Origin of the sequence: Campylobacter sp. MIT 21-1684 (assembly GCF_026241315.1) — a bacterium.
Classification (GTDB): domain Bacteria; phylum Campylobacterota; class Campylobacteria; order Campylobacterales; family Campylobacteraceae; genus Campylobacter_D.
In genome coordinates, this window is sequence record NZ_JAPHNA010000002.1 from 1 (window position 1) to 21,796 (window position 21,796).

22 protein-coding genes are annotated in these 21,796 nt (G+C 31.3%); 7 read left to right on the plus strand and 15 right to left on the minus strand.

The window, feature by feature from the left end; genetic code table 11:
- Positions 1-15: 15 nt before the first annotated feature.
- The 6 genes from OQH62_RS00890 to lgt form a co-directional block, all read right to left on the minus strand.
- Complete coding sequence (locus tag OQH62_RS00890) at positions 16-1,848, minus strand: dynamin family protein (RefSeq protein ID WP_266012600.1); 1,833 nt, start codon at positions 1,846-1,848, stop codon at positions 16-18.
- Complete coding sequence (locus OQH62_RS00895; protein ID WP_266012602.1) at positions 1,838-4,030, minus strand: dynamin family protein; 2,193 nt, start codon at positions 4,028-4,030, stop codon at positions 1,838-1,840. Before OQH62_RS00895 ends, OQH62_RS00890 begins: the two co-directional genes overlap by 11 nt.
- A gap of 10 nt (positions 4,031-4,040) precedes the next feature.
- Positions 4,041-4,766, minus strand: a complete 726-nt coding sequence (locus tag OQH62_RS00900; RefSeq protein ID WP_266012604.1) for a fumarate reductase iron-sulfur subunit — start codon at positions 4,764-4,766, stop codon at positions 4,041-4,043.
- Complete coding sequence (locus OQH62_RS00905) at positions 4,759-6,750, minus strand: fumarate reductase flavoprotein subunit (RefSeq protein ID WP_266012607.1); 1,992 nt, start codon at positions 6,748-6,750, stop codon at positions 4,759-4,761. The genes OQH62_RS00900 and OQH62_RS00905 overlap by 8 nt, the downstream gene beginning before the upstream one ends.
- Positions 6,734-7,507, minus strand: coding sequence for a fumarate reductase cytochrome b subunit (locus tag OQH62_RS00910; RefSeq protein WP_266012609.1), 774 nt, complete (start codon positions 7,505-7,507; stop codon positions 6,734-6,736). The genes OQH62_RS00905 and OQH62_RS00910 overlap by 17 nt, the downstream gene beginning before the upstream one ends.
- Before the next feature lie 69 nt (positions 7,508-7,576).
- Positions 7,577-8,383 carry a prolipoprotein diacylglyceryl transferase gene (lgt, locus tag OQH62_RS00915; protein WP_266012612.1) on the minus strand — a complete coding sequence of 269 codons (807 nt, stop codon included), beginning with the start codon at positions 8,381-8,383 and terminating at the stop codon, positions 7,577-7,579.
- Between the two features lie 192 nt (positions 8,384-8,575).
- Between lgt and OQH62_RS00920 the strand changes: the two genes are divergently transcribed.
- Complete coding sequence (locus OQH62_RS00920; protein WP_266012615.1) at positions 8,576-9,244, plus strand: hypothetical protein; 669 nt, start codon at positions 8,576-8,578, stop codon at positions 9,242-9,244.
- Positions 9,245-9,247: 3 nt separating this feature from the next.
- Here the strand turns inward: OQH62_RS00920 and OQH62_RS00925 are convergent, their stop codons facing one another.
- The 8 genes from OQH62_RS00925 to gatC form a co-directional block, all read right to left on the minus strand.
- Positions 9,248-10,036 (minus strand): shikimate dehydrogenase, encoded by a 789-nt coding sequence (locus OQH62_RS00925; protein WP_266012618.1) that lies wholly within the window; start codon positions 10,034-10,036, stop codon positions 9,248-9,250.
- Entirely contained in the window at positions 10,033-10,839 is an 807-nt protein-coding gene (locus tag OQH62_RS00930) for an SPOR domain-containing protein (RefSeq protein WP_266012621.1), read from the minus strand. Before OQH62_RS00930 ends, OQH62_RS00925 begins: the two co-directional genes overlap by 4 nt.
- A gap of 12 nt (positions 10,840-10,851) precedes the next feature.
- The gene (locus OQH62_RS00935) at positions 10,852-11,397 is read right to left on the minus strand and encodes a DUF1882 domain-containing protein (RefSeq protein ID WP_266012623.1); all 546 of its coding nucleotides are present in this window, start codon (positions 11,395-11,397) and stop codon (positions 10,852-10,854) included.
- Positions 11,394-12,638, minus strand: a complete 1,245-nt coding sequence (locus OQH62_RS00940; RefSeq protein WP_266012626.1) for a serine hydroxymethyltransferase — start codon at positions 12,636-12,638, stop codon at positions 11,394-11,396. The genes OQH62_RS00935 and OQH62_RS00940 overlap by 4 nt, the downstream gene beginning before the upstream one ends.
- Positions 12,635-14,146, minus strand: a complete 1,512-nt coding sequence (lysS, locus tag OQH62_RS00945) for a lysine--tRNA ligase (RefSeq protein ID WP_266012629.1) — start codon at positions 14,144-14,146, stop codon at positions 12,635-12,637. Before lysS ends, OQH62_RS00940 begins: the two co-directional genes overlap by 4 nt.
- Positions 14,147-14,617 (minus strand): Fur family transcriptional regulator, encoded by a 471-nt coding sequence (locus OQH62_RS00950; protein ID WP_266012632.1) that lies wholly within the window; start codon positions 14,615-14,617, stop codon positions 14,147-14,149.
- A gap of 1 nt (position 14,618) precedes the next feature.
- Complete coding sequence (locus tag OQH62_RS00955; protein WP_266012635.1) at positions 14,619-15,179, minus strand: CvpA family protein; 561 nt, start codon at positions 15,177-15,179, stop codon at positions 14,619-14,621.
- Between the two features lie 74 nt (positions 15,180-15,253).
- On the minus strand, positions 15,254-15,541 hold the full coding sequence (gatC, locus tag OQH62_RS00960; RefSeq protein WP_266012638.1) for an Asp-tRNA(Asn)/Glu-tRNA(Gln) amidotransferase subunit GatC: 288 nt from the start codon (positions 15,539-15,541) through the stop codon (positions 15,254-15,256).
- A 166-nt stretch (positions 15,542-15,707) separates the two neighbouring features.
- Between gatC and OQH62_RS00965 the strand changes: the two genes are divergently transcribed.
- The 6 genes from OQH62_RS00965 to pyk all read left to right on the plus strand — a co-directional run bounded on the left by OQH62_RS00965 (position 15,708) and on the right by pyk (position 21,138).
- Complete coding sequence (locus OQH62_RS00965) at positions 15,708-16,283, plus strand: hypothetical protein (protein WP_266012642.1); 576 nt, start codon at positions 15,708-15,710, stop codon at positions 16,281-16,283.
- A complete protein-coding gene (locus tag OQH62_RS00970; protein WP_266012974.1) occupies positions 16,283-17,278 on the plus strand; it encodes a hypothetical protein in 996 nt (331 codons plus the stop codon). Before OQH62_RS00965 ends, OQH62_RS00970 begins: the two co-directional genes overlap by 1 nt.
- Positions 17,275-17,577: a tram-like protein gene (locus OQH62_RS00975; protein ID WP_266012645.1), complete on the plus strand. Its 303-nt coding sequence runs from the start codon at positions 17,275-17,277 to the stop codon at positions 17,575-17,577. Before OQH62_RS00970 ends, OQH62_RS00975 begins: the two co-directional genes overlap by 4 nt.
- Positions 17,564-18,193 (plus strand): type III pantothenate kinase, encoded by a 630-nt coding sequence (locus tag OQH62_RS00980; protein ID WP_266012648.1) that lies wholly within the window; start codon positions 17,564-17,566, stop codon positions 18,191-18,193. The genes OQH62_RS00975 and OQH62_RS00980 overlap by 14 nt, the downstream gene beginning before the upstream one ends.
- A gap of 122 nt (positions 18,194-18,315) precedes the next feature.
- A complete protein-coding gene (locus OQH62_RS00985; protein WP_266012651.1) occupies positions 18,316-19,662 on the plus strand; it encodes an FAD-dependent oxidoreductase in 1,347 nt (448 codons plus the stop codon).
- A 33-nt stretch (positions 19,663-19,695) separates the two neighbouring features.
- On the plus strand, positions 19,696-21,138 hold the full coding sequence (gene pyk / locus OQH62_RS00990) for a pyruvate kinase (RefSeq protein ID WP_266012654.1): 1,443 nt from the start codon (positions 19,696-19,698) through the stop codon (positions 21,136-21,138).
- 2 nt (positions 21,139-21,140) lie between these two features.
- Here the strand turns inward: pyk and OQH62_RS00995 are convergent, their stop codons facing one another.
- A complete protein-coding gene (locus OQH62_RS00995; RefSeq protein WP_266012657.1) occupies positions 21,141-21,791 on the minus strand; it encodes a potassium channel family protein in 651 nt (216 codons plus the stop codon).
- Between the last annotated feature and the right edge of the window lie 5 nt (positions 21,792-21,796).

A 21,796-nucleotide genomic window follows, 5' to 3' on the forward strand; every position in this document is an offset into this window, starting at 1 on the left:
AAACACGGTTTGTTTTTATTGTATTTCTTTTAAGGCTTGAGTGATTGAGCTTATATGTTGCTCTCTTTTTTTGAGTTCATTTTTTTTTGTAAGGATAAATTGTTTTTTCCGTCCAATTAAATTGTTACTTTTTTCTAAAAATTCTAAAACAATTTTAGATAATACTGGTTTGTCAAGAAGCAAACTTTCAAATTCATAAACATTCAATTCTGTTAAAACTCTTTCATAAATTTCATTTTTTTTAGGATAAAAAAGTGAAAATTGAGAACTGTCTAATTCATAAAAATCACGACTTTCGTTGATCTTTCTACTGAAAAAGCTAAGACTGAGTTTTGTAGCATTTTCATAATTAGAAAAGGCTTTTAAATGGAGTTTTTCAAAGAATAAATCAAGTTGCAAAAAACTTTGTAGCAAATTTTCTTTAAAGTCTTTCAAAAAATGCTCTTCACTCGCGTTACAAAAGGCTCTAAGCTCACTAAAATTTACATCACTTTGCAATTCATTATCTTTTTGTATATTAGAAAATTCTGCTTTAAAAAGCAGGATGTTTTTTTGTAAGTGCTGTACAAAATACTCTAATTTTTCTTTTATTTCTTTAAAAGACAATTCAAGTTCATTTTTTATCTTTTTGAATTCTTTAGTGAGAGTGTTGCTATTGTAAAACATTGCTAAAAAAGCGTCATCGCTTGAAATGTAAGGAGTTTTATACTGGTATTTTATATATAAATTTTTTTTAAAAAGTCCTTGAGCTTCTTTATAAAAAGAGGCATCTTTTTCTTTTATAAAGCTAAAAATTTCGCTACTAATTTTTTCACTTATACTTTTGAGTTGCTCTAAAATTTGATGATTTAAAAAAACAATTTGTTGCAAAAACTGTTTCGACTGTGTTTCTAAAAAATTCTCATAATTTTGAAATTCCTGTTCTAGTTTTTCAAAAATATTCTTAAATAAGGTATTTTCATCTTCTATGATTTGACACAAGTGTTGCATTTTTCTTTGAGTGAAATTTTGCTTTAGAATTTTTTCATCAAGTTTTTGCAAAAAATCAAGCAAGCTATGAAAATTTGATTTTTCATAGCTTTGTTTTTCTTTTGCTTCTTTACAAGAAATAGCGATAAGTTTTGTGAAATATTTTGAAAACACACTTTTTGCATACTGTAAAATATTTTCAAGTTCATTCGGGCTTAATTTGTCTTTTTGATTTAAAACGCAGATACTTGCACCACTAAGTAAAGGCAAATTTGCTTTTATTGCATCTTCTTCACTTTTTTTTCCAGCATTATCAATAAGACTTAACCATACTATCGCGTGAGTATTTTGAAGTTCTTTGAAAGTTGTTAAAGTATCAGTATTATTGGCATTTAAACCGGGTGTGTCGATAAGGGTTATCTTTTTGAGTAAAGTTACAGGTGCAAAAATATGCAAACTTTTTGCCTCTTTTTTTCTTTTTCTTTGGTCGGTGTAATTTTCAAGTTCACTAATGTCTGTTATTATATCACTACCATCTTCAAATTCGATTCTTAAAAAATATTCTTTTGCATAGTGCAAAAAAGTAGGTTTAAAGGTTACAGGTACTATACCTGTTGGCAAACATTCTTTTTGCAAGATGAGGTTTAAAAGCGTTGATTTTCCGCTTGAAAATTGTCCTATAATAGCTACATTGATATTTTTTTCTAATGAAAAAACAAGCTCATTTAATTCTTTGTTGAATTTTTGACTAAGATGCATAAAAGGTTCATTGAGTTTTTTACAAAGGGTTTTGATCTGACCTTGAAAACTTGCGTCGAAATTGAAAGCAAAAGTTTTTTCATAAGCGTGTATAAAATTATTTAAAATATCAATTTGCATTTAAAAGCTCCATTTCAAGCTGTTTTAGAGTGGCGATATTTTTGATATTTTCTTCATAAGAAAGAACTAAATTAGCATTTGCGCCTTTGAGTTTTTCAAGAACTTGCTCTAAATTTTTTAATTTTTCTTTTTGAGTATCCTCATAGTGTGAAAGTTTTTGTTCTAAAAAGTCAAAGAAAGTTTTATTGATTTGCAATTGAGTTAAAACTTTAGAAATTTCAAATTTCTTAAATCCACAAACTACGGCTTCATCAAGCTTTTTTTCAAGCAGGATGAGTTCGGTTTTTTGTTGCATAATTTCACACAACTCTAGTCTTAACAGTGCAAATTTTTCACTATTAAAAAGAGAATCTATATTTTGCGTAAGTTGGTTTTTGAAATCTTCAAATCCATTATCAAATTCATCTCGTAAAAATTCATATTTAAGACTAAGAGTGGAACGTAATTCTTCAATTCTTTTGAGATTTTCAAATTTTATATCTCTTAAAATATCATTAATTCCATCTTTTGTTGTAATGTCGATGATATGAAGAATGCGATTTGAATTGACCTTTTGTTTTTTACTTTTTACGTACTGTAATTCATCAAGAAGTCTTTCCTTAAGTTTCTTTGCTAGAAGCAAGACAAGATTTTCTACTCCATTTTCCAAATTTTCAAAATTTGCAATAGAATCTGCTATATCTTTCTTAGCTTGTTTGAGAATTTCTTTTTGGTTTTGAAATTCTTTCACAATTTTAATATTTTGCTTGTCAGAGTCGTGTTCGTTTTCCTTTATAAGTTTATTTCGGATTTCGTAATCATTCAATATATTTTTTAATTCTAAAAGCAATTCTTTTTTGTATGAATTAATAGCCATTGTGCTTTTTTTACTTGAATACAATTCGTTGAAAAGGTACTCTTCAAATTCTTTCATACCACTTCTTTTAAATTCTTCTTCATCTGCAATACCTTTATAAAATTCGCTTGCTTTTTTTGCGCTTACACATAAAAAATCAATTTTTTCAACTAGGTTACAATTTAAATTTTCTACAGCTTCTTTAATTTTTTCTCTTGTATAAACAATCACTTCTTCAAGATCTTTTTGCGTGAGTAAATCTGATTTGGTGAGTACAATGAGAAATTTGCTTAAACGAGAGTTTAAAAGACAGTTAGTTAAAAATTCTAAGTCTTTTTGTGTAAGACTTTGAGAAGCATTCATCAGATGGATTAAAAAATCGCTTTCTTTGAGATATTCATTGGTAAGGAGCTCTCTTTGAGTGATTATATCGTCAAGTCCCGGTGTATCAACTATGCAAATATTATTTTTCAAAAATTCTAAATCGCCTTCAATTTCTATCTTTTTAATTAAGGCTGAAAGTATATTTTTTGCACTGCTAAATTCTTTTAATTCGTGCAAAGAACTTTCTTTGATTAAGCTTTTTTCTTGTATGTATTCTTCTATGTTGATTTGCTTTGAAAGTGCATCAAGAAAATTGTGTAATTCTGCGCTAAATTTTGCACTTTCAAGAATATTTTGCCATTCTTTTTTATCCCAAAAATATATTTTAGCCCTTTGGCTTGTACCATATTTGAGTAATGTTAAGTTTGCAGTTTCTGGTATGTTGGAGACACCTAAAAAATCTTCTTTTAAAAGAGCATTGAGCAGACTTGATTTTCCAGAATTTACAACTCCTGTAATAGCTATACTAAAGTCAAGATCGCGAAATTTTTTTAAGGTTTTTTCTAGTCGTATTTTTGTTGTTTCATTGTGAGTGAGTTTTTGCAGCTCTTTATTAATAGTATCAAGTTCTTTAAAATTTTTTACAAAAAGTTCTTTTTTGTTTGAATGTTGAATTTCTAGATTTTGAATAAAATGAAAAACAAGAGTATTGTTTGAAACTGTCTGTAAAATTTGTAGAGCTTTGAGTAGTTCTTGTTGAGAAATAAGTCCTATCTTGAGAAGATTAATAGCACAAATTTGTGCTATTTGTACGCCAAAAATATCCACTCTTAAATTAATTTTTTTAAAAATATTTTGAAATTCTTTTAAGAGAAAGTATCTTTCATAATTGTTTTTATCAGCACTTAAAATAATGGCAATCTCACTTAGATCAAGCGAATTTTTGTCATTAAAATTCGCTTCAAAATCTAAAAATTGTAAGGTATCTTGCCATATTTGTTGTAAAAAAACTTCTAAAGTCATAGTGTCAAAATTACTTACCTCTTTGAGCCACGAGTTGTCTTCTCATATAAGCAATTTTACTTTGGAGTGGAAGATCTTTTGGGCAATTATCTTCGCAAGCAAGCAGAGACATACATCCAAATACCCCATCATCATCACCAACAAGCTCATAAAAATCTTCAACCTTTCTATGATCGTGAGGATCTTGCAAATACCGTGCTGTTCGTAAAAGTCCTGTTGCAGCAATGAAGTTTGGACGCATTAATTTCGTTGCACAAGAGGCAACGCAAATGCCACATTCTATACAACGGTCAAGTTCAAAAGTTTCTTCTGCAATTTCTGGTTCTATTCTTTCTTCAATTTTAGAAATATCAGTTTCTTTTTCGTTATGAACCCAGCTTTCTACCTTTTTACACATTTCTTCAAACCATTCGCCCGTATTTACGCTTAAATCCTTAATGTGTCTAAAGGCAGGCATAGGCATAAGTTCGATAACTCCATCTGTATAATCTTTAGTCAATGTTTTACAGGCAAGTTTAGGCACTCCATTTATCATCATAGCGCAAGAGCCACAAATTCCAGCACGACATACAAAATCAAAACTTAGATCTGCATCAAGCTTTTCTCGTATAAGAGTAAGACATACAAAGACAGTCATAAAAGGAGTTTCTTCAAGTTCATAGCTTACAAAATGAGGTTTGGAAATTTTACTTAAAGGATTGTATTTAAATGCTTTTATTGTCAGTTTTCTACTCATAATTAGCTCCTATTCTTTGATTTAAAGCTTTATATTTTGCTTGTAATTCATAAGGCATTAAAGCATTTTGAATTTCAAAGCGATTTTTCCCTTCATTTTCCATTTTTTCACGTATAGCATCAACTTCAGCCTGCCGTTTTTCACTTAAAGGATTTTCTATGATATTTCCCTTAGCTCCATATCCTCTAAATGCTGGAGGCATTTCCATTTTCATAATATCAAGCTCATCATATTCCACGCGAGGTAAATTTTCACCTTCAACCCAATAAGTTAGAGTTCTTTTCATCCAGTTTAAATCATCTCTTTTAGGATAATCTTCTCTATAATGTGCCCCACGACTTTCAGTTCTTAAAAGCGCTCCATATGCAACACAAAGGGCAACTTTTAGCATTCGCGGTACTCTATAAGCTTCTTCGAGTTCAGGATTAGCACAATTAAGCTCTTTACAATGCACTTTGACATTTTGAGCTTCAATATAAAGCTTCTCAAGCTCATCAACTGCTTCTTTGAGAGTTTCTCCCGTTCTAAATATAGCCACTTTTTCCCACATAATTTCTTTCATTCTAGTTTTAATTTCAAAGACTGAATATTTCCCTTCTTTATCTACTAATGATTTGAGGTATTGATATTCTTTACTCAAAAAATCTTTTACTATATTTGTATCAATAATTTCCCCATTGTCTTTGCAATATTGTGCAAAATAATCGCCTATAATCATACCCGCAACGACTGTTTCAGCGCACGAATTTCCGCCTAAGCGATTAAAGCCGTGCATATCCCAACACGCCGCTTCACCGCAAGCAAAAAGTCCTTCTAGCCATTGACTTTCTCCGGTTGGTTTAGTGCGAATTCCGCCCATTGAGTAATGCTGCATAGGTAAAACAGGCGCCCAACCTTTTGAACCTTCGTCTGCAGGATCGATACCATTGAAAGTTTTGCAAATGTCTTGTACATCGCGTAGGTTTTTTTCTATATGAGCTCTTCCAAGGATTGAAATATCTAGCCATAAATGATCTCCGTAAGGACTTTTTACCCCTTTTCCTTTTCGAATATGTTCCATCATACGTCGACTCACAACATCACGACTTGCTAACTCTTTTTTTTCAGGCTCATAATCAGGCATAAAGCGGTATCCATCAACATCGCGTAAAATTCCACCATCACCGCGGCAACCTTCTGTAAGTAAGATTCCACTTGGTACGATAGGTGTGGGATGAAATTGAACTGCCTCCATATTTGAAAGTCTGCAAAGTCCTGTTTCAAGTGCTATTGCTGCACCTGTTCCTTCGCAAATTACTGCATTAGTAGTTTGTTTATAAATTCTGCCATAGCCCCCTGTGGCTATCATTGTTCCTCGAGCAACAAAAGCAGTAAGTTGTCCATTAGTTAAATCTCTTGCAATTACACCTAAACATTTTTTTCCATTATGGATGATACGCACAGCTTCCATTCTGTCAATGATTTTGACTTGATGTTTAATAGCTTCATTGGCTACTCCATATAACATACAATGTCCTGTAGCATCTGCTATATAGCACGTTCTCCATTTTTTAGTTCCACCAAAATCTCTTGCATTGATAAGTCCGTGAGCTTCTTCTCTTTCTTCAATAACGGTTTTTTGTGCGTTGATTACAACAGTTCTTGGACCTTTTGTTACGCGAGTCCAAGGCACTCCCCAAGCGGCTAATTCACGTACAGCTTTTGGAGCAGTTTGAGTAAACATTCTTGCTACTTCTTGATCACAACCCCAATCACTTCCTTTTACAGTATCTGCAAAATGCAAGTCTTCATTATCACCTTCACCTTTAGCTCCATTGCCTAAACTTGCCTGCATACCACCTTGTACAGCTGCAGAATGCGAACGTTTAACAGGACAAATGCTTAAAAGTGTTGCGCTTTGCCCACTTTTGGCTACTTCGATAGCTGCTCTAAGTCCTGCTAAACCACCACCTATTACCAAGGCATCACTATATTGTATATTCATAATTTTCTCCATTGTAGTTTTTTATCATTACAGTTTGATTTTGGTAATTTTCAAAACCTATTTTAGCAAAGGCTATTAGACTTAAAATGCCTAAAGCAAGGAAGAAAACACTTATAACCCATTTTGCAGTTTTAAGTTTTTTGCGACTTTCTTTTGCATTTTTGCCCTCAAACCAACCCCATTTAACACAGAGTCTGTACAGCCCTATGCTTCCATGAAGTTCTACGCAAATAAGCAAAACTAAATAAAAAAGCCACATAAAATGATTGACAACTCTCTCTCCAGACATATCACTACTGATTTTATCAGCGTTTGTTATGATAAAGATAAGATGAGCCGATCCTAAAAAGAACATTGTAAAACCTGTAAAAGCCTGAATCCACCATAACGAGGTGTCCGTGTGTTTCATTTTTTTACTATGAGTTCTTAAGATCTGATATTGACGAAAATTAATTGGAAATTTTCTCATTGCTAATCCTGCGTGAACAATAAATACAATAAACACACAGGCTGCTAAGAATGAAGTAACATAGCTCATAATAGGATTATTATAAACAAATTTTAATTCTAAGAAATGCACTACAGAGTTAAAAAAATCTTCACTCACCAAAATTGTAGCTACAAAAAGCATATGTACCCACATAAACAGTCCTAAAAAAAGCCCAGAAGCACTTTGGATAAAATCTAGCCTAGCAGGCATTTTGCTTTTTTTGCCTTCAATACTCCTACCCAGATACCCTTCAATAAGCCCACTCATCTTGACTCCTTAAATTAAATTTAAAATCGTATTATTCTATTACAATATCCTTTAATGTAAGTTAAATAGCTATTTTTTTGATTTTAAATAAATGTAAAATAGTAGAGTTATCAAAAACATAAATAAACTTAATATCTGTCCCATAGTTAAATTAAAGATGAAAAAACCTAATCCAAAATCAGGCTCACGATAAAATTCGCAAAGAAATCGAGCCAAAGAATAGCTACAGCCATAGACGATAATAAGTTCTCCTGTAAAACTTTGCTTGAGTTTTGCTATATACACTATTAAAAAAACAATAAAGCCTTCAAAAAATGCCTCATACAGTTGAGAGGGATGTCTTAATATTCCATCAACATAAATTCCCCAAGCTATATCAGTGGGACGTCCGAAGAGTTCTTGATTTAAAAAATTTCCAATACGACCTAATATATAAGCTAAAGGAGTAGAAAGAGTGGCTAAATCAAGATAATGCCATATGTTTTGTTTTCTTTTTTTACAAAAGAAGAAACTTGCGAGGAGAAAGCCTATTATAGCTCCGTGATAGCTCATACCACGGATTCCTACAAATTCACCATTTTCATAAGGGTTGAAAATTTCCCAAGGATGGCTGATATACCAAAGAGCATTTGGATTATATATTATAATATATCCTATTCTTGCTCCAAGTATAACACCTAATTCAGCCCAAACGAAATAATCATATAAAAGATTTTCTTGTATGTTAAAATGAAATTTTTTTATAAAAAATTTTGCTAGAACTAATGCTACAATCAAAGAACTAACATACATAATGGCGTACCAATGGATTGCAAAGCCAAATACTGAGAATGCAACTACATCAAAATGAGAGTAGATATTTTGCCAAAAATTCATTTTCAAGTCTTTTTCAAAAAAATTCTTTATGCCAAAATATAGCAAAAAAACTTTAACTTGTTATAATTGAAATTTTTATGGAGGTGCGAAATGAAAATATACTGTTGTATTTTTGTGTCGGTATTGTTTATTGGGTGTTCTGGTATAAGTTCAAATTTTATCTCCCTTTCCCTACCGAATTTTAGGTATCAGGTGCCTCATCAAGCAGAAGTTGTACATTCTGAGGGTGTAAAGATTATTGTTGAGCCTGTTGTAATAGAGCAAAATAATAATTATTCAGATTATTTTGAAAGTTCTGTACTCAAAGTTCGTTTAGAAAAAGAGTTGCAACTTTTAAAACAGAATTTAGAGGAGCAAATTGCGACAATAGTACAGCTTAAAGGGTATGAGAGAGTGGATTTGAATGCTGATTATAAAATCACAACCTCTATCTCTGTCTATGCAGAAGAAACAAAAGTGCAGCAGTTTGATAGTTTTATTAAAGGCGATTCTATACGATCAGATTTTGGATTTAGTTTGAATGGGAAGATTGATTTTATTGATTTGCATAATCCTCAAAATTCAACCAATTTTTTAAATTCTGCAAAACTTGATTCCCCTGTAAGTTTAAATTATTCTATTAAAAACGATGACGGTATATTTTTATTTAAAACTACACTTAGCTCTGTTCCAACACAGTTAAATAAGGACTTAGAAAAACCTGCTTTTGAAATTGATAAGGTTTTTCTTATTTTTTATAAAAATATGTTAAATTCACTATACCTTAATCTTGTGAATGCAACAGAGCAGAGAGAGAATTTGAAAAAAGAAGAGAAAGGGTACAATGAATTTAATCAGGAGAATAGTTTTAATTTTGATTAAAAGTTATTTGAGTTCTAAGGCCTGACTCATAGCTTTTTTAATTTCTCCTTTTTCATCTTTTATGTCAAAAAAAAGTTCAAAGGCAAATACTCCTTGCCATAAAAGCATTTCTAAACCATTTTTACATCGCAGATTCTTCTGTTTGCAAAATTGTAAAAAAGCTGTTTCTTTACCATAAATAACTTCAAAAGCATAATGAGCTGTATGAGTTATCTTATCAAGTATTTTTTGACTGCAAGGAAGTTGTTCATCATTGAGTCCTGCAGAAGTTGTATTTATAATCAAATCAAAATTATAATTCTGTAAATTTTCATAAAGCATTGTGTGAAAATTTTTAAAATTGACAAATCTTTCTTCGCTACGATTTGCTATACAAACTTCTTTATCGTTTTTTTGCAAGGCATAAGCTAAAGCAAGAGCCGTACCTCCAGCACCTAAAATCAATACCTTTTGTACATTTTGAAATTCTTCAATGGCTTTTAAAAATCCTAGTGCATCAGTGTTATAGGCATAGATTTTACCTTGTTTTAAAAGCAAGGTATTGGCTGAACCTATGTTTAATGCTAACTCATCTTTAATGTCGGCGATTTTTAAAGCTTGCTGTTTAAAAGGCAAAGTAATGTTTGCTCCGTCAAACCCTAACGCTAAAAAGTCATTTTTAAGTTTCTCTTCATTTTCAAGTTTATATCGAGTATAAACACCGTTAAGTTGCAAAGACTTTATAGCGTTATTATGCATTCTTGGAGATTTAGAATGGCATATAGGATTGCCTATGACGGCCAAAAATTTCATTTTAAGGTGAAAGAAAATGCATCTTTAGCAATGTCTTTACGAATTTTTGCTAATTCTTCAGCAATATTGGTTTTATCAAAAGGACCAATTAAAACTTTTGTAATTTCTTTGCCATTGACCGTTGTCTTATACAGTTTGTAATCATAGCCTTTTTGTTTTACACTAGCAAGCTCTCTAGATTTTTGATCTAAATTACTTACAGAAAAAATTTGTACATAGATTCCAGAAGCTAAACCGTCGGGATTTATAGGCTTAGCTTCAACATTTTTAAACAATTCCTTTGTATTTGTTTTTTCTTCTTGTGCGACTTCTTTTTTTACTTCAGGTTTTTTATTTTCTTTCACTTCAGATTTTGTTATATGAGTTTCTGCTGTTTGGGTTTTTGGAATTAAATTTTCACTTGGCGGCGAAGATGGGGTTAATTCTTGAGTAATTTCTGCTGAAGTAAGATTTTCTTCAGAGTTGTTTTGTGTTTGAATATCGTGTGTATTTTGCTTCTCATCATTACTCTTTTGTATTTGTCTCCTTAAGGCTTCGAATTGATCCTCAGCGGATATATTTTCAGTGATAGGTACATTTTCAAAACTATTGTTTGTTTCTTGTTCTATGCTTACAGGTTCTACAGGAATCAACGTTTCATTTTGTGCAGTTTGCTCATTAGAATTGATGAGTTTCATTACTATCATTACAACTAAAAAGAGAATAATTAAAGCAATAATACGAAGGAGGATTTTTTTCAATTTTTCACTTTTATTGCTTTTTTCTAAGATAATATCATCAAAATCATTTTTATTGTTTTCCATAATTTCTCCTTTTTACATATGTTTAGACCACGAACTACCGCGTTCTTTATGATATACCTCGTAAGGTAAAATCAAAATATTAAATTCCCTAGGTATATCCATACTAGGATAAACTTTCCATTCTACAGGCATTTTGCTTGCAAACATCATAGAAAGTTTTGAGGCTAAGGAATATCCTTCATTTAATGCTGTATGACCTTTATGAATATAAAGATGTAAATGCCCTGGAGTTTTAGTTTTGTATGCTGTAAAATTTATAAATCCTTCCTCGCGTAAAATAAGTTGTGCCTTGTGCCAAAACCTTTCTGCATTAAAACCATTATAGTCAAAAACAATATTTTCAACCTTATTATCCTTAGTTATAAGATCGTGTGCAACGACTATTTTTTTCTCTGAATGCTCTCGAATAATATTAAGGTTTAAAGTTGAATCTATCCTTTCGAATTTATTAAAAAAGAGTCTACCACGATGAGTGCTCTTACTCAAAATTTTATCGTGTCTTAGATAATAATGGTCAGTTATCATTTTTATAAGAGACAAGTCCATAGGTGCAATCAAAACAAAGCCTTTGTATAAATGATAAAATTATCCGCAAGTGTTTTTAATTGAGCTTTAATTTCATTATGTAATTTTATATTGTGAATATCATCAAGTATGTCAGCGATGTAGTTTCCAACAATTTGTATTTCATTTTCTTTAAAACCTCTTGCTGTAAGAGCAGGAGTACCAAGTCTTAAGCCACTTGTAACAAATGGACTACGAGTTTCACCCGGAACTGTATTTTTATTTGCAGTAATTCCGGCATTACTCAAGGCTAAATCTGCATCTTTACCGCTAAATTCTTTTTCTAAAAAATTCATTAAGACAAGATGATTGTCTGTACCATTGCTTACAAGTTTATAATTTCTTTGTATTAGGACTTCAGCTAAGGTTTTTGCATTTTTTCTAACTTGTTTTGAATAGGTTTTCCACTCTTGACTAAGGTTAAATTTAAAACCAACCGCTTTAGCAGCGATAATATGCATTAAAGGACCACCTTGAATACCCGGAAAAATTGCAGAATTAATTTTCTTAGCCAATTCTTCATCATTAGTCATTATAATGCCTCCACGCGGACCACGCAGAGTTTTGTGTGTTGTAGAACTCACTATATGGGCGTGTGGAAAAGGGCTTGGATGTTCATCAGCTACAACAAGTCCAGCAATATGAGCAATATCAGCAAATAAATACGCCCCAATCTCATCTGCAATTTCTCTGAATTTTGCAAAATCAATTATTCGAGTATAAGCACTTGCGCCACACACTATAAGTTTTGGTTTGACAATATGGGCAATTTCTCTTACTTTTTCATAATTGATTCTTCCGTCAAGTTCAACCCCATAGAAGAAGCTCTCATATATTTTTCCAGAAGAGCTTACTTTTGCTCCGTGTGTTAAATGCCCTCCGTGGCTTAAATCCATACCTAAGATTTTATCTCCTCTATTTAAAAGGGCAGCATAAACGCCTTGATTAGCTTGAGAACCTGAATTTGGTTGAACATTTGCAAAAGCACAATGAAAAAGCTGTTTACACCTTTGAATAGCTAAGGTTTCAATCTGATCAACAAATTCGCATCCTCCGTAGTATCTTTTACCGGGATAGCCTTCTGCATATTTGTTAGTGAGTATGCTGCCCATTACTTCCATCACTTCAGGAAAAGTGAAATTTTCACTTGCTATCATTTCCAAACCATTGCATTGACGTTCGAGTTCTTTATTGGTCAGATCAAAAATTTCTTTATCAAATTGTTCTAAACTCACTTTCCATCCTCCTCTTTAAAATCAACCTTTAAATTCCTCATAGCTGGAAATAAAATGACGTCGCGAATAGATTTTTTGTTTGTTAAAAGCATTACAAGTCTGTCTATGCCTATGCCTTGCCCTGCTGTTGGAGGCATACCATAACTTAAAGCATTGATAAAATCTTCATCCATTTCACAAGCCTCGTCATTTCCAGCATTTTTTGTTTCAATTTGTTGTAAGAATCTCTCATATTGGTCGATTGGATCATTGAGTTCATTAAAACCGTTGGCTATCTCTCTTCCGCAAATAAAAAGTTCAAACCTTTCTGCTATTTCGCTGTTTTCATCACTACGTCTTGAAAGTGGGGAAATTGAAAGCGGAAAATCTATGATAAAAGTTGGATGAATTAATTTATCTTCAACATATTTATCAAAGAGTTCAGCTTGCAAGTGTCCCAAATCTAATTTTTCATTTGCTTCAAAACCATCGTTTTGTAATTTTTTCAGAATTTCATTTTTGTTTTCTATTATGCTGTCATCTAAGCAACCGTATTTTCTTAAAGCGTTTTTGTATGAAATTCTTTCAAAAGGTTTTGAAAAATCAATTTTTTCTCCATTAAATTCTATTACCGTATTTAAATGAAGATTTTTTAAGAGTTCAGCAAAAAGTTCTTCTGTAAGGTTCATCAAGTCTTTATAATTATGATATGCCCAATAAAATTCAATAGTTGTAAATTCTGGATTATGTGTAAGATCCATACCTTCATTTCTAAAGCAACGGTTAAGTTCAAAAATCGCTTCATATCCTCCAATTATAAGCCTTTTGAGATACAGTTCTGGTGCTATACGTAAAAAACGTTCAACGTTTAAAGCATTATGAAAAGTTACAAAGGGTTTAGCATTGGCTCCGCCTGCAATAGGATGTAACATAGGAGTTTCAACTTCTAAAAAACCTTTTTCTTCAAAGAAACGACGAATATAACTAATAATTTTTGACCGAGCAATGAAATCCTTGCGAATTTCAGAATCCATTATCATATCAAGATAACGTTTGCGGTATCTTTGTTCTTTGTCTGTGAGTCCGTGATATTTTTCCGGTAATGGAGTGAGAGCCTTTGTTGCCAATGTTATTTTACTAGTATGCAAACTAAATTCTCCTGTTTTTGTGGTAAAAGGAAAACCTTCAGCAAGTACTATATCTCCGACTTCTAAATTTTTTTTCAATACTCTATATCTTTCTTCTCCTATGCTGTCTTTGCTAAAGTAGATTTGTAAATTTTCACTTTCATCTTCTATATTTGCAAAGATCGATTTTCCGGCAATACGAAGTAATTTAATCCTTCCGGCAATTGTAGCAAAAGCCGATTCATCTCTTTTTTCGTCTAAGTCTGAAATATAAGCAAATTTTTCTTTAAATTCCTTTAGTGAGAATTCTTTGCGTAGAAAATGTGGATAGGGATTTATACCTTCATTTAAAAAATCTTTTGCTTTTTGTATTCTTTGCTGTTGCAAGATACTGTCAAACATTTAAATTCTTACCTTTACTTTTTTATTGCAATCGCTACAAACACCATATAATTGCATCAAGTGTCCTGTAAGTTTGAAATTATGTTCTTTAGCAATTAAAGACTGTTGTCTTTCTATGATAGGATTTTCAAATTCTATAATTTTTCCGCAATTTTTGCATATCATATGGTCGTGGTGGGGTTTGTTGGCAAGTTCATATTTCTTTCCAGCAGCACCAAAGGATATTGAAGTTACCATTTCAGCTTCTTCAAGGAGATTTAAGGTACGATATACAGTTGCAATACCGACATTGAGTTCGGGCTCTGCTTGTTTGATTTCCATATAAAGACTTTCAGGCGTATAATGCGAATTACTGTGATACAGTGTTTTTAAGAGAATTTCCCGTTGTTTGGTGTATTTTAATCCACCCTGTCTTAGGATTTTTTTGAATCTTTCTAATAAAACATCGTATTCTATATTTTCTATTAGCATATTATTTTCCTTTACTCTTGTTTAAATCAGTAACGAATTCTTGTAAATTTTGCTCAGCTTTGTCTAAATTATTTTCCGCTAAAGGTTGATTCATAATATATGAACCTGTTTTTTTAAGGAAGTCGAGTGTATAGCTGTTTTGTGCAAAACTGTTGAGCTTGTCATTTAAAAAACTTATTTTTGCAATACAAAAGATAAGAATAGAAAAAATAAGGAAAATCTTTGCTCCGCCGAAAAAAAATCCACCTATCCTGTCTAAAAATCCTAAACCACTGAGTTTAATAAGTTTGGCAAATAAATTCCCACATATTAAACAAATAATCCAAAAGAGAATAAGTAGAACTAAAAATCCAGCAAAATTTGCCAAGCTTTCATTTTCTATAGTATAGAAATTTTTTTGAATAAGAATTGCAGCTTGATTTGAATATTTTGAAGCAAGAAAAACACCTCCTACAATGCCTATGAGCCCAAAAATTTCTTTTACCAAACCGTTTAAAATTCCTTTAAGCCCTAAGAGTAAAGTAAAACCTAAAATAAATGCATCAAACCAATAAAAATTCATTTTCAATCACTTCCTAATTTAATAAAAACAACAAAAATTTAATTGTACACCATAAGAATTAAACATTAGATTAATCATTCCACAATTTTAGGCACAAGGAAGAAATGTTCAAAATTTTTTGGCGAATGTTCTAAAATTGTATCTATAATAGTACTGTCTTTTGGAATATCAGCTCTCAATGGAGTTTCCCCTTTTGTTGCACTGATCATAATTTCAGAAGAACTAAGATCAAGTTCATTGAGTTTTTCAACAAAACTGACAATTTCGCTTAATTGTTCAACCAATTCCGTTTTTTTTTCATCAACTATTTTTAAAGCACTTAATTTTTCAAGTTTGCTTAGTAATGTTTGATCAATCTGCATTTTGAAACCTTGGCTAAAATTTATTAGATTTTGAAAATTATAACATAAAAAAGGTTGTAAATTGTTTAGAATATTTTGTGATTTATGTGATTTGTTTATGATACAATATTAAAATTTTTTAAAGACTACAAAGAATTTAAAGAAATATTTATTAAGGAAGCAGAATTTGGGATTAAAAGAAAATGTAAAGGCCATTAAGACTGAGCTAAATACTCAAGAACAGTTTATAGAGAGGTTAATTAGAAGTGAAAAATTTATAAGAAAGTACAAATTTTATATTGTGGCATTTCTTGCTATTGTGCTTTTTTTATTGATTTTTAATACAGTGGGTGAAATGTTCAAACAAAAGAATATCAAACGGAGCAATAATCTTTATATGCATTTGCTTGCAAATCCTGATGACAAAGATGCTTTGATTCAACTTAAAGATGCAAACAGTAATCTTTATGCCGTTTTTTTAATGAAACAGCTTAACCTGAATCAAGATGATGTTAAGTTGCATCAGCAGTTGCAGGATCTTGTAAAAGAAGGTAAAGTAAATATTTTACTTAAAAATATTCTTGCTTTAAATTTAGGAGAAAAATCCCTTTTTTTAAAAGATTATAATAAAATTTTAGAAGCCTATGATCTTTTGCAGCAAGGTAAATTCGATGAAGCTTCCTTATTACTCTCACAGATTAAATCAGATTCAACTTTAGGTCAAATCGCTAAAAATTTTAAACATTATCAAGGTATTTTATGATGAAACAAGTTCTTTTATGTCTATTTTGTTTATTTTTCTTTATCGCTTGCGGTACAAAAAGGCAGTATTTTCAACCATCTCAAGTTGATGGGGTGTTAAAGCATTCTAAAAATTTGCAAGCAAAAATTGTTGATTGGAATTTAGTTTCTGCTAAATTGAGTAATGGCAAAGCCCTTGTAAAAGATGGTATTATCGATGAATTGAAACTCGAAAAAAATTTCATTCTCTTAAACTATCAGAATGGAGAGTTGATTCTTGCAGACAATGATGGAAATTTGAAAATTGTTGATAGTTTTTCTAATGAAGTCTATTCTTCAAATTTTAGCGCAGCTGTTCTTTCTGTTGCAGTTGATGGCGATGATTTAGCTTTAGTTCTTGCTGATAACAGTATAGTTTTAGTGAATAGAAATTCAGGCATACAATTTTCACGAACTTTAGCACAAGCAGTTGGGCAGGACAATCGTATGGCAAGCCCTTTATTTTTAGATAATATTATCGTGTATCCCACTCTAGATGGAAAGCTTGTTATAATATCTCGAGTTGATTTTAAAATCGTCAAAGATGTCATAGTTTCTGCTGAAAGTTTTTTTAATAATATTATCCATTTGAGTGCTATTAATGATACATTGATAGTCGCTACTGCCAAAAAAATTATCGTCGTAAATCCTCTTAAGACATTTTATTTAGAGACTGATATTAAAGATGTGCTTGTAGCACCAGATTCAATTTTTATACTTCAAAAAGATGGAGTTATTATCAAAACAGATTTGGATTTACAAAAAATTGCACAGCAAAAATTTGAATTTGCCCTTTTTACCAAAGCAAGTATTTTTCAGTCTCATCTTTATGTTTTGGAAAAAACAGGGTATTTGATTAAAACAGATTTTAATCTACAAAATATTCAAATTTTTAAACTTCAAGATGCTGTTGATAAAATGTCTTTTATGGGAAATGGTGCATTATATTATGGAGAGAAAATTTTAGATTTACTATGAATGTTTTTGATGAAGCCGCAAAAGCTTTTAATTTGTCTGTACAAGATTTACAATTTTTACATTTAGGTGCTTTTACAAAAAAGAAAACTTATTTGTGTGCTTTTAATAAGAATGATTTGCTTTTTGTTTATACTGGTAAGACAAGGTTTGTAAGTAAAGATGCTTTCTTCGTAGATGATTTGGTAAAGAAACTAGAAAAAATCAAGACGAAAAAATACCTTTTTACAAAATCGCCCCTCTGTTCTAAAGCTAGAAGATATTTAGAGGAGAAAGGATTTTATATTTATGCTTTTGTGTGACCTTGGAAATTCTAATGCGAGTTTTTTAGACGATAAGAAGCATTTTACACTTAGTATTGAGCAATTTAGAGAATTTCGAAGTGAAAAAAAGATTTTTTATATTAATGTTAATCAGAATTTAAAAGAATATCTACAAAGCCAAAAAAATTGTATTGATCTTGAAAAGTATTTTGTTTTTGATACTATTTATCAAGGTTTAGGAGTTGATAGGATAGCAGCCTGCTATACAATAGAAGATGGCGTTGTTGTTGATGCAGGAAGTGCTATTAGTGTTGATATTGTTTCAAATTCTATACATTTAGGTGGGTTTATTTTACCGGGTATTGCCAATTTTCGAAAAATCTATACTTCCATTTCTCCACGATTAGAATATGAATTTAACACTCAAGTTAGTCTTGATGCTTTTCCTCAAAAAACGAGAGATGCTTTAAGTTATGCAGTTTTTAAAAGTATTTATTTGTTGATTAAAGATACAACTCAAAACAAAAAACTTTATTTTACAGGAGGCGATGGACAATTTTTGGCAAATTTTTTTGAATATGCTATTTATGATAAACTTCTTGTTTTCAGAGGAATGAAAAAAGTGTTAAAAGAAAATCCTAATTTACTTTTGTAAAGTGTTACAAAATTTCCAAATTATTTTTTATAGGATAAATTTTTAACTTTTTATAAAAAAATTAGATTAAACTTCTATTTAAAAAGTCAAAGTTTATTTTAACTTAAACAAAGGAAACAAAAATGAGTAATGAAGAATTTGATGTGCTTGTTATCGGAGCTGGAATTTCTGGTGCAGCTTTATTTTATGAGCTTGCTAAATACACAGATATTAAAAATATTGCTTTAATTGAAAAATATAGTGTTCCAGCTAGCTTAAATTCTAAAGGCACTAGCAATTCTCAAACTATACATTGCGGAGATATTGAAACGAACTATACCTTAGAAAAAGCTAAAAAAGTAAAACGAACCTCTGATATGATAATTAAATATGGTCTTTTACATAAAGCTGAAAATGATTTTATGTTTTCTCACCAAAAAATGGCTTTAGCTGTTGGTGATGCAGAATATGAATATATGAAAAACAGATATGAAGAATTTCGTGAGCTTTATCCTTATATAAAATTCTTTGACAAAGCAAAAATTAAACAAATAGAGCCAAAAGTTGTCTTAGATAAAGATGGTATCGGAGATAGGGTGGAAAATATTTGTGCTATGGGGGTTGAAGCTGGGGAAGTTTTTACTACTGTTGATTATGGAAAGATGAGTGTGAGTCTTATAGAACAAGGACAAAAACAGGGTAAAAATACTTTAGTGGCTTTTAATCAAGAAATTACACATATAGAAAAAAAAGATGATATTTTTATCCTTCGAACTTCTCATTATAAGGAATATCGTGCAAAAGCTGTTGTTGTAAATGCCGGAGGACATTCTCTATATTTAGCACATAAAATGAATTTGGGTATGGATAAGTCTTGTTGGCCTGTGGCTGGAAGTTTTTATCTTACAAGGCAAAAACTTCTTAATGGTAAGGTATATATGGTGCAAAATCCTAAACTTCCATTTGCAGCTTTGCACGGAGATCCTGATTTACTTGCTAATATGAATACACGTTTTGGTCCGACAGCTCTTGTTATCCCTAAACTTGAACGTTATCACGGTCTAAAATCTGTTCCAGAATTTTTTGAAGCTCTTAGATTTGATAAAGTGGTCTTGAAAGTAACTTTTGGAATGCTAAAAGATGAGACGATTAGAAATTACATACTGTATAACTATCTTTTTGAACTTCCTTTTATTAACAAGCATTTTTTTGTTAAAGATGCAAGAAAAATTATTCCAAGTCTCCAATCAAGTGATATTTATTATGCTAAAGGTTTTGGTGGTGTTCGTCCTCAAATTATTGATAAAACAAAAGGTGAGTTGTTGTTAGGTGAAGCTAGTATTATGGAGACACCCGGTATTATTTTTAATATGACTCCAAGTCCCGGAGCTACAAGCTGTTTAGGAAATGCAGAAAGAGATGCAAAACTTATGTGCGAATACCTTGGAGCCAATTTTAATGAGGACAGATTTGCTTCAGAGCTTTTATAGATTTTCATTAAATAAAGAGATGTAAGGATTATTATGCTTAAGAAAACGAAGATAGTAGCTACAGTTGGACCAGCGAGTGAAAAAGAAGAAGTATTACGTCAAATGATTATCAATGGGGTAAATGTTTTTCGTTTAAATTTCTCACACGGTACGCACGAATATCATAAAAAAAATCTTTGTATCATAAGAAAAGTTGCAAAAGAATTAAACACTAGAGTAGGAATTTTACAAGATATTAGCGGTCCTAAAATTCGTATAGGTGAATTAAAAACTCCCTTTGAATTAAAAAAAGGAGACAAGCTTGATTTTTACTATGAAAAAATTATAGGAGAACAGCTTTGCGCGAATCAGTATAAGCTTAGTATTAATCAGAGCGATATTCTTTCTATGCTTAAAATCGGTGAGCATATTTATCTTTATGATGGAAGTATACGAGCTAAGGTTGTAGCTGTAAAAAGTGATAGGGTTGAAGCTTTAATTGAAAATGATGGTTTTTTAAGTTCAAATAAGGGTATTAATTTCCCAAATACTAAAATAAATATAGATATTATCACACGTAAGGATAAGAACGATATTTGTTGGGGGATAGAAAATCAGGTCGATTTTCTCGCTATTTCTTTCGTGCAAAATGCTCACGATATTAACGAAGTTCGCGAAATTCTTTCTGAAAATAAAGCCAAAATAGCTATTTTTGCAAAAATAGAAAAATTTGATGCAGTTGAGAATATTGATGAAATTATTGCTTCAAGTGATGGAATTATGGTTGCACGTGGAGATCTTGGTATAGAAGTACCCTATTACCGCGTTCCAAATATACAAAAAGAAATTATTTTGAAGGCAAATAATGCAAGTAAGCCAGTGATTACTGCAACCCAAATGCTTTTTTCTTTAGCCAAAGCAAAAACTGCTACAAGAGCTGAAATTTCAGATGTTGCGAATGCTGTACTTGATGGAACAGATGCAGTAATGCTAAGCGAAGAAAGTGCTATTGGTATTGATCCTGCAAATGCTGTTGATATAATGTGTCAAACTATTATAGAAACTGAAAAAAAATACCCTTATAATAAGTTTCAGTGTTTTGATTATTCTGATAACACAGACAAAATTATGCGTTCTTGCACTCATTTGGCAAAAGATTTACAAGTTGATGCGATTTTTGCTCTTACAAGTAGTGGAAAGTCTGCTATAAAAATTGCAAGATATAGACCAGATACAGAGATTATAGCTGTTGCACATTCTGAAAGGACCTTAAATTTTTTGAGTATAGTTTGGGGTGTTAATCCAGCAATTTTAGTAAATAAAAGTGACAATATTAACGATTTATTGAGAGATTCTGTAAAATCAAGCGTCGAAAAAGCTTTGATGTCTGAAGAGAGATGTTATATTCTTACCGCAGGATTCCCTACGGGAGTTGAAGGAACAAGTAATCTTATACGTATTCTTAATAAAGAACAAATTGCTTATTATCTTAAATAAGTTTAATATTCGAATTCTTTTAAATCTTTAACTGTACCAAGTAGTACGACAACATCGCCGCTATATACTAGCGTTGTTTCTAAATCCGGCAACAACTCCCAATCGGTATTAACTTTTTTGTAAGCAATGACACGCATATTTTGTGCTATGTGTTTGAGTGAGTTGCCAGCAAATTTGTCATCAATACTTAGTTTTACGACACGTATTGTATTTGCTGAAATGTCAAAAATTTCAAATTCAGTTGTTTTTGTAAGAAATTCTTTTACCAGTCTTTTTGCACTTTCTTTTTCTGGGTAGATGACTTTGTTAGCTCCAAGTTTTGAGAGAATTTGCCCGTGCATATTTGAAGTAGCTTTAGCGATAATATTATTTACTCCTATGTCTTTGAGTGCCATAAGTGTAAGTATAGATTTTTCTACATTTTCACCTATGCTTACAATAACAATTTCTACGTCGTGAAAGCCAGCTTCTTTTAAAGCGTTGATATTTGTAGAATCTAAGATATAAGCATAGCTTGGAGAATTTTGTATGCTTTTTAAAGCTTCTTCATTTTTGTCTGCGACAATTACAGTGTGTCCAGAAGTTATGAGTTCATCAGCGACAACTGAACCAAATTTCCCAAGTCCTATTACACCGTAGCTATTATTTTTCATTTGCA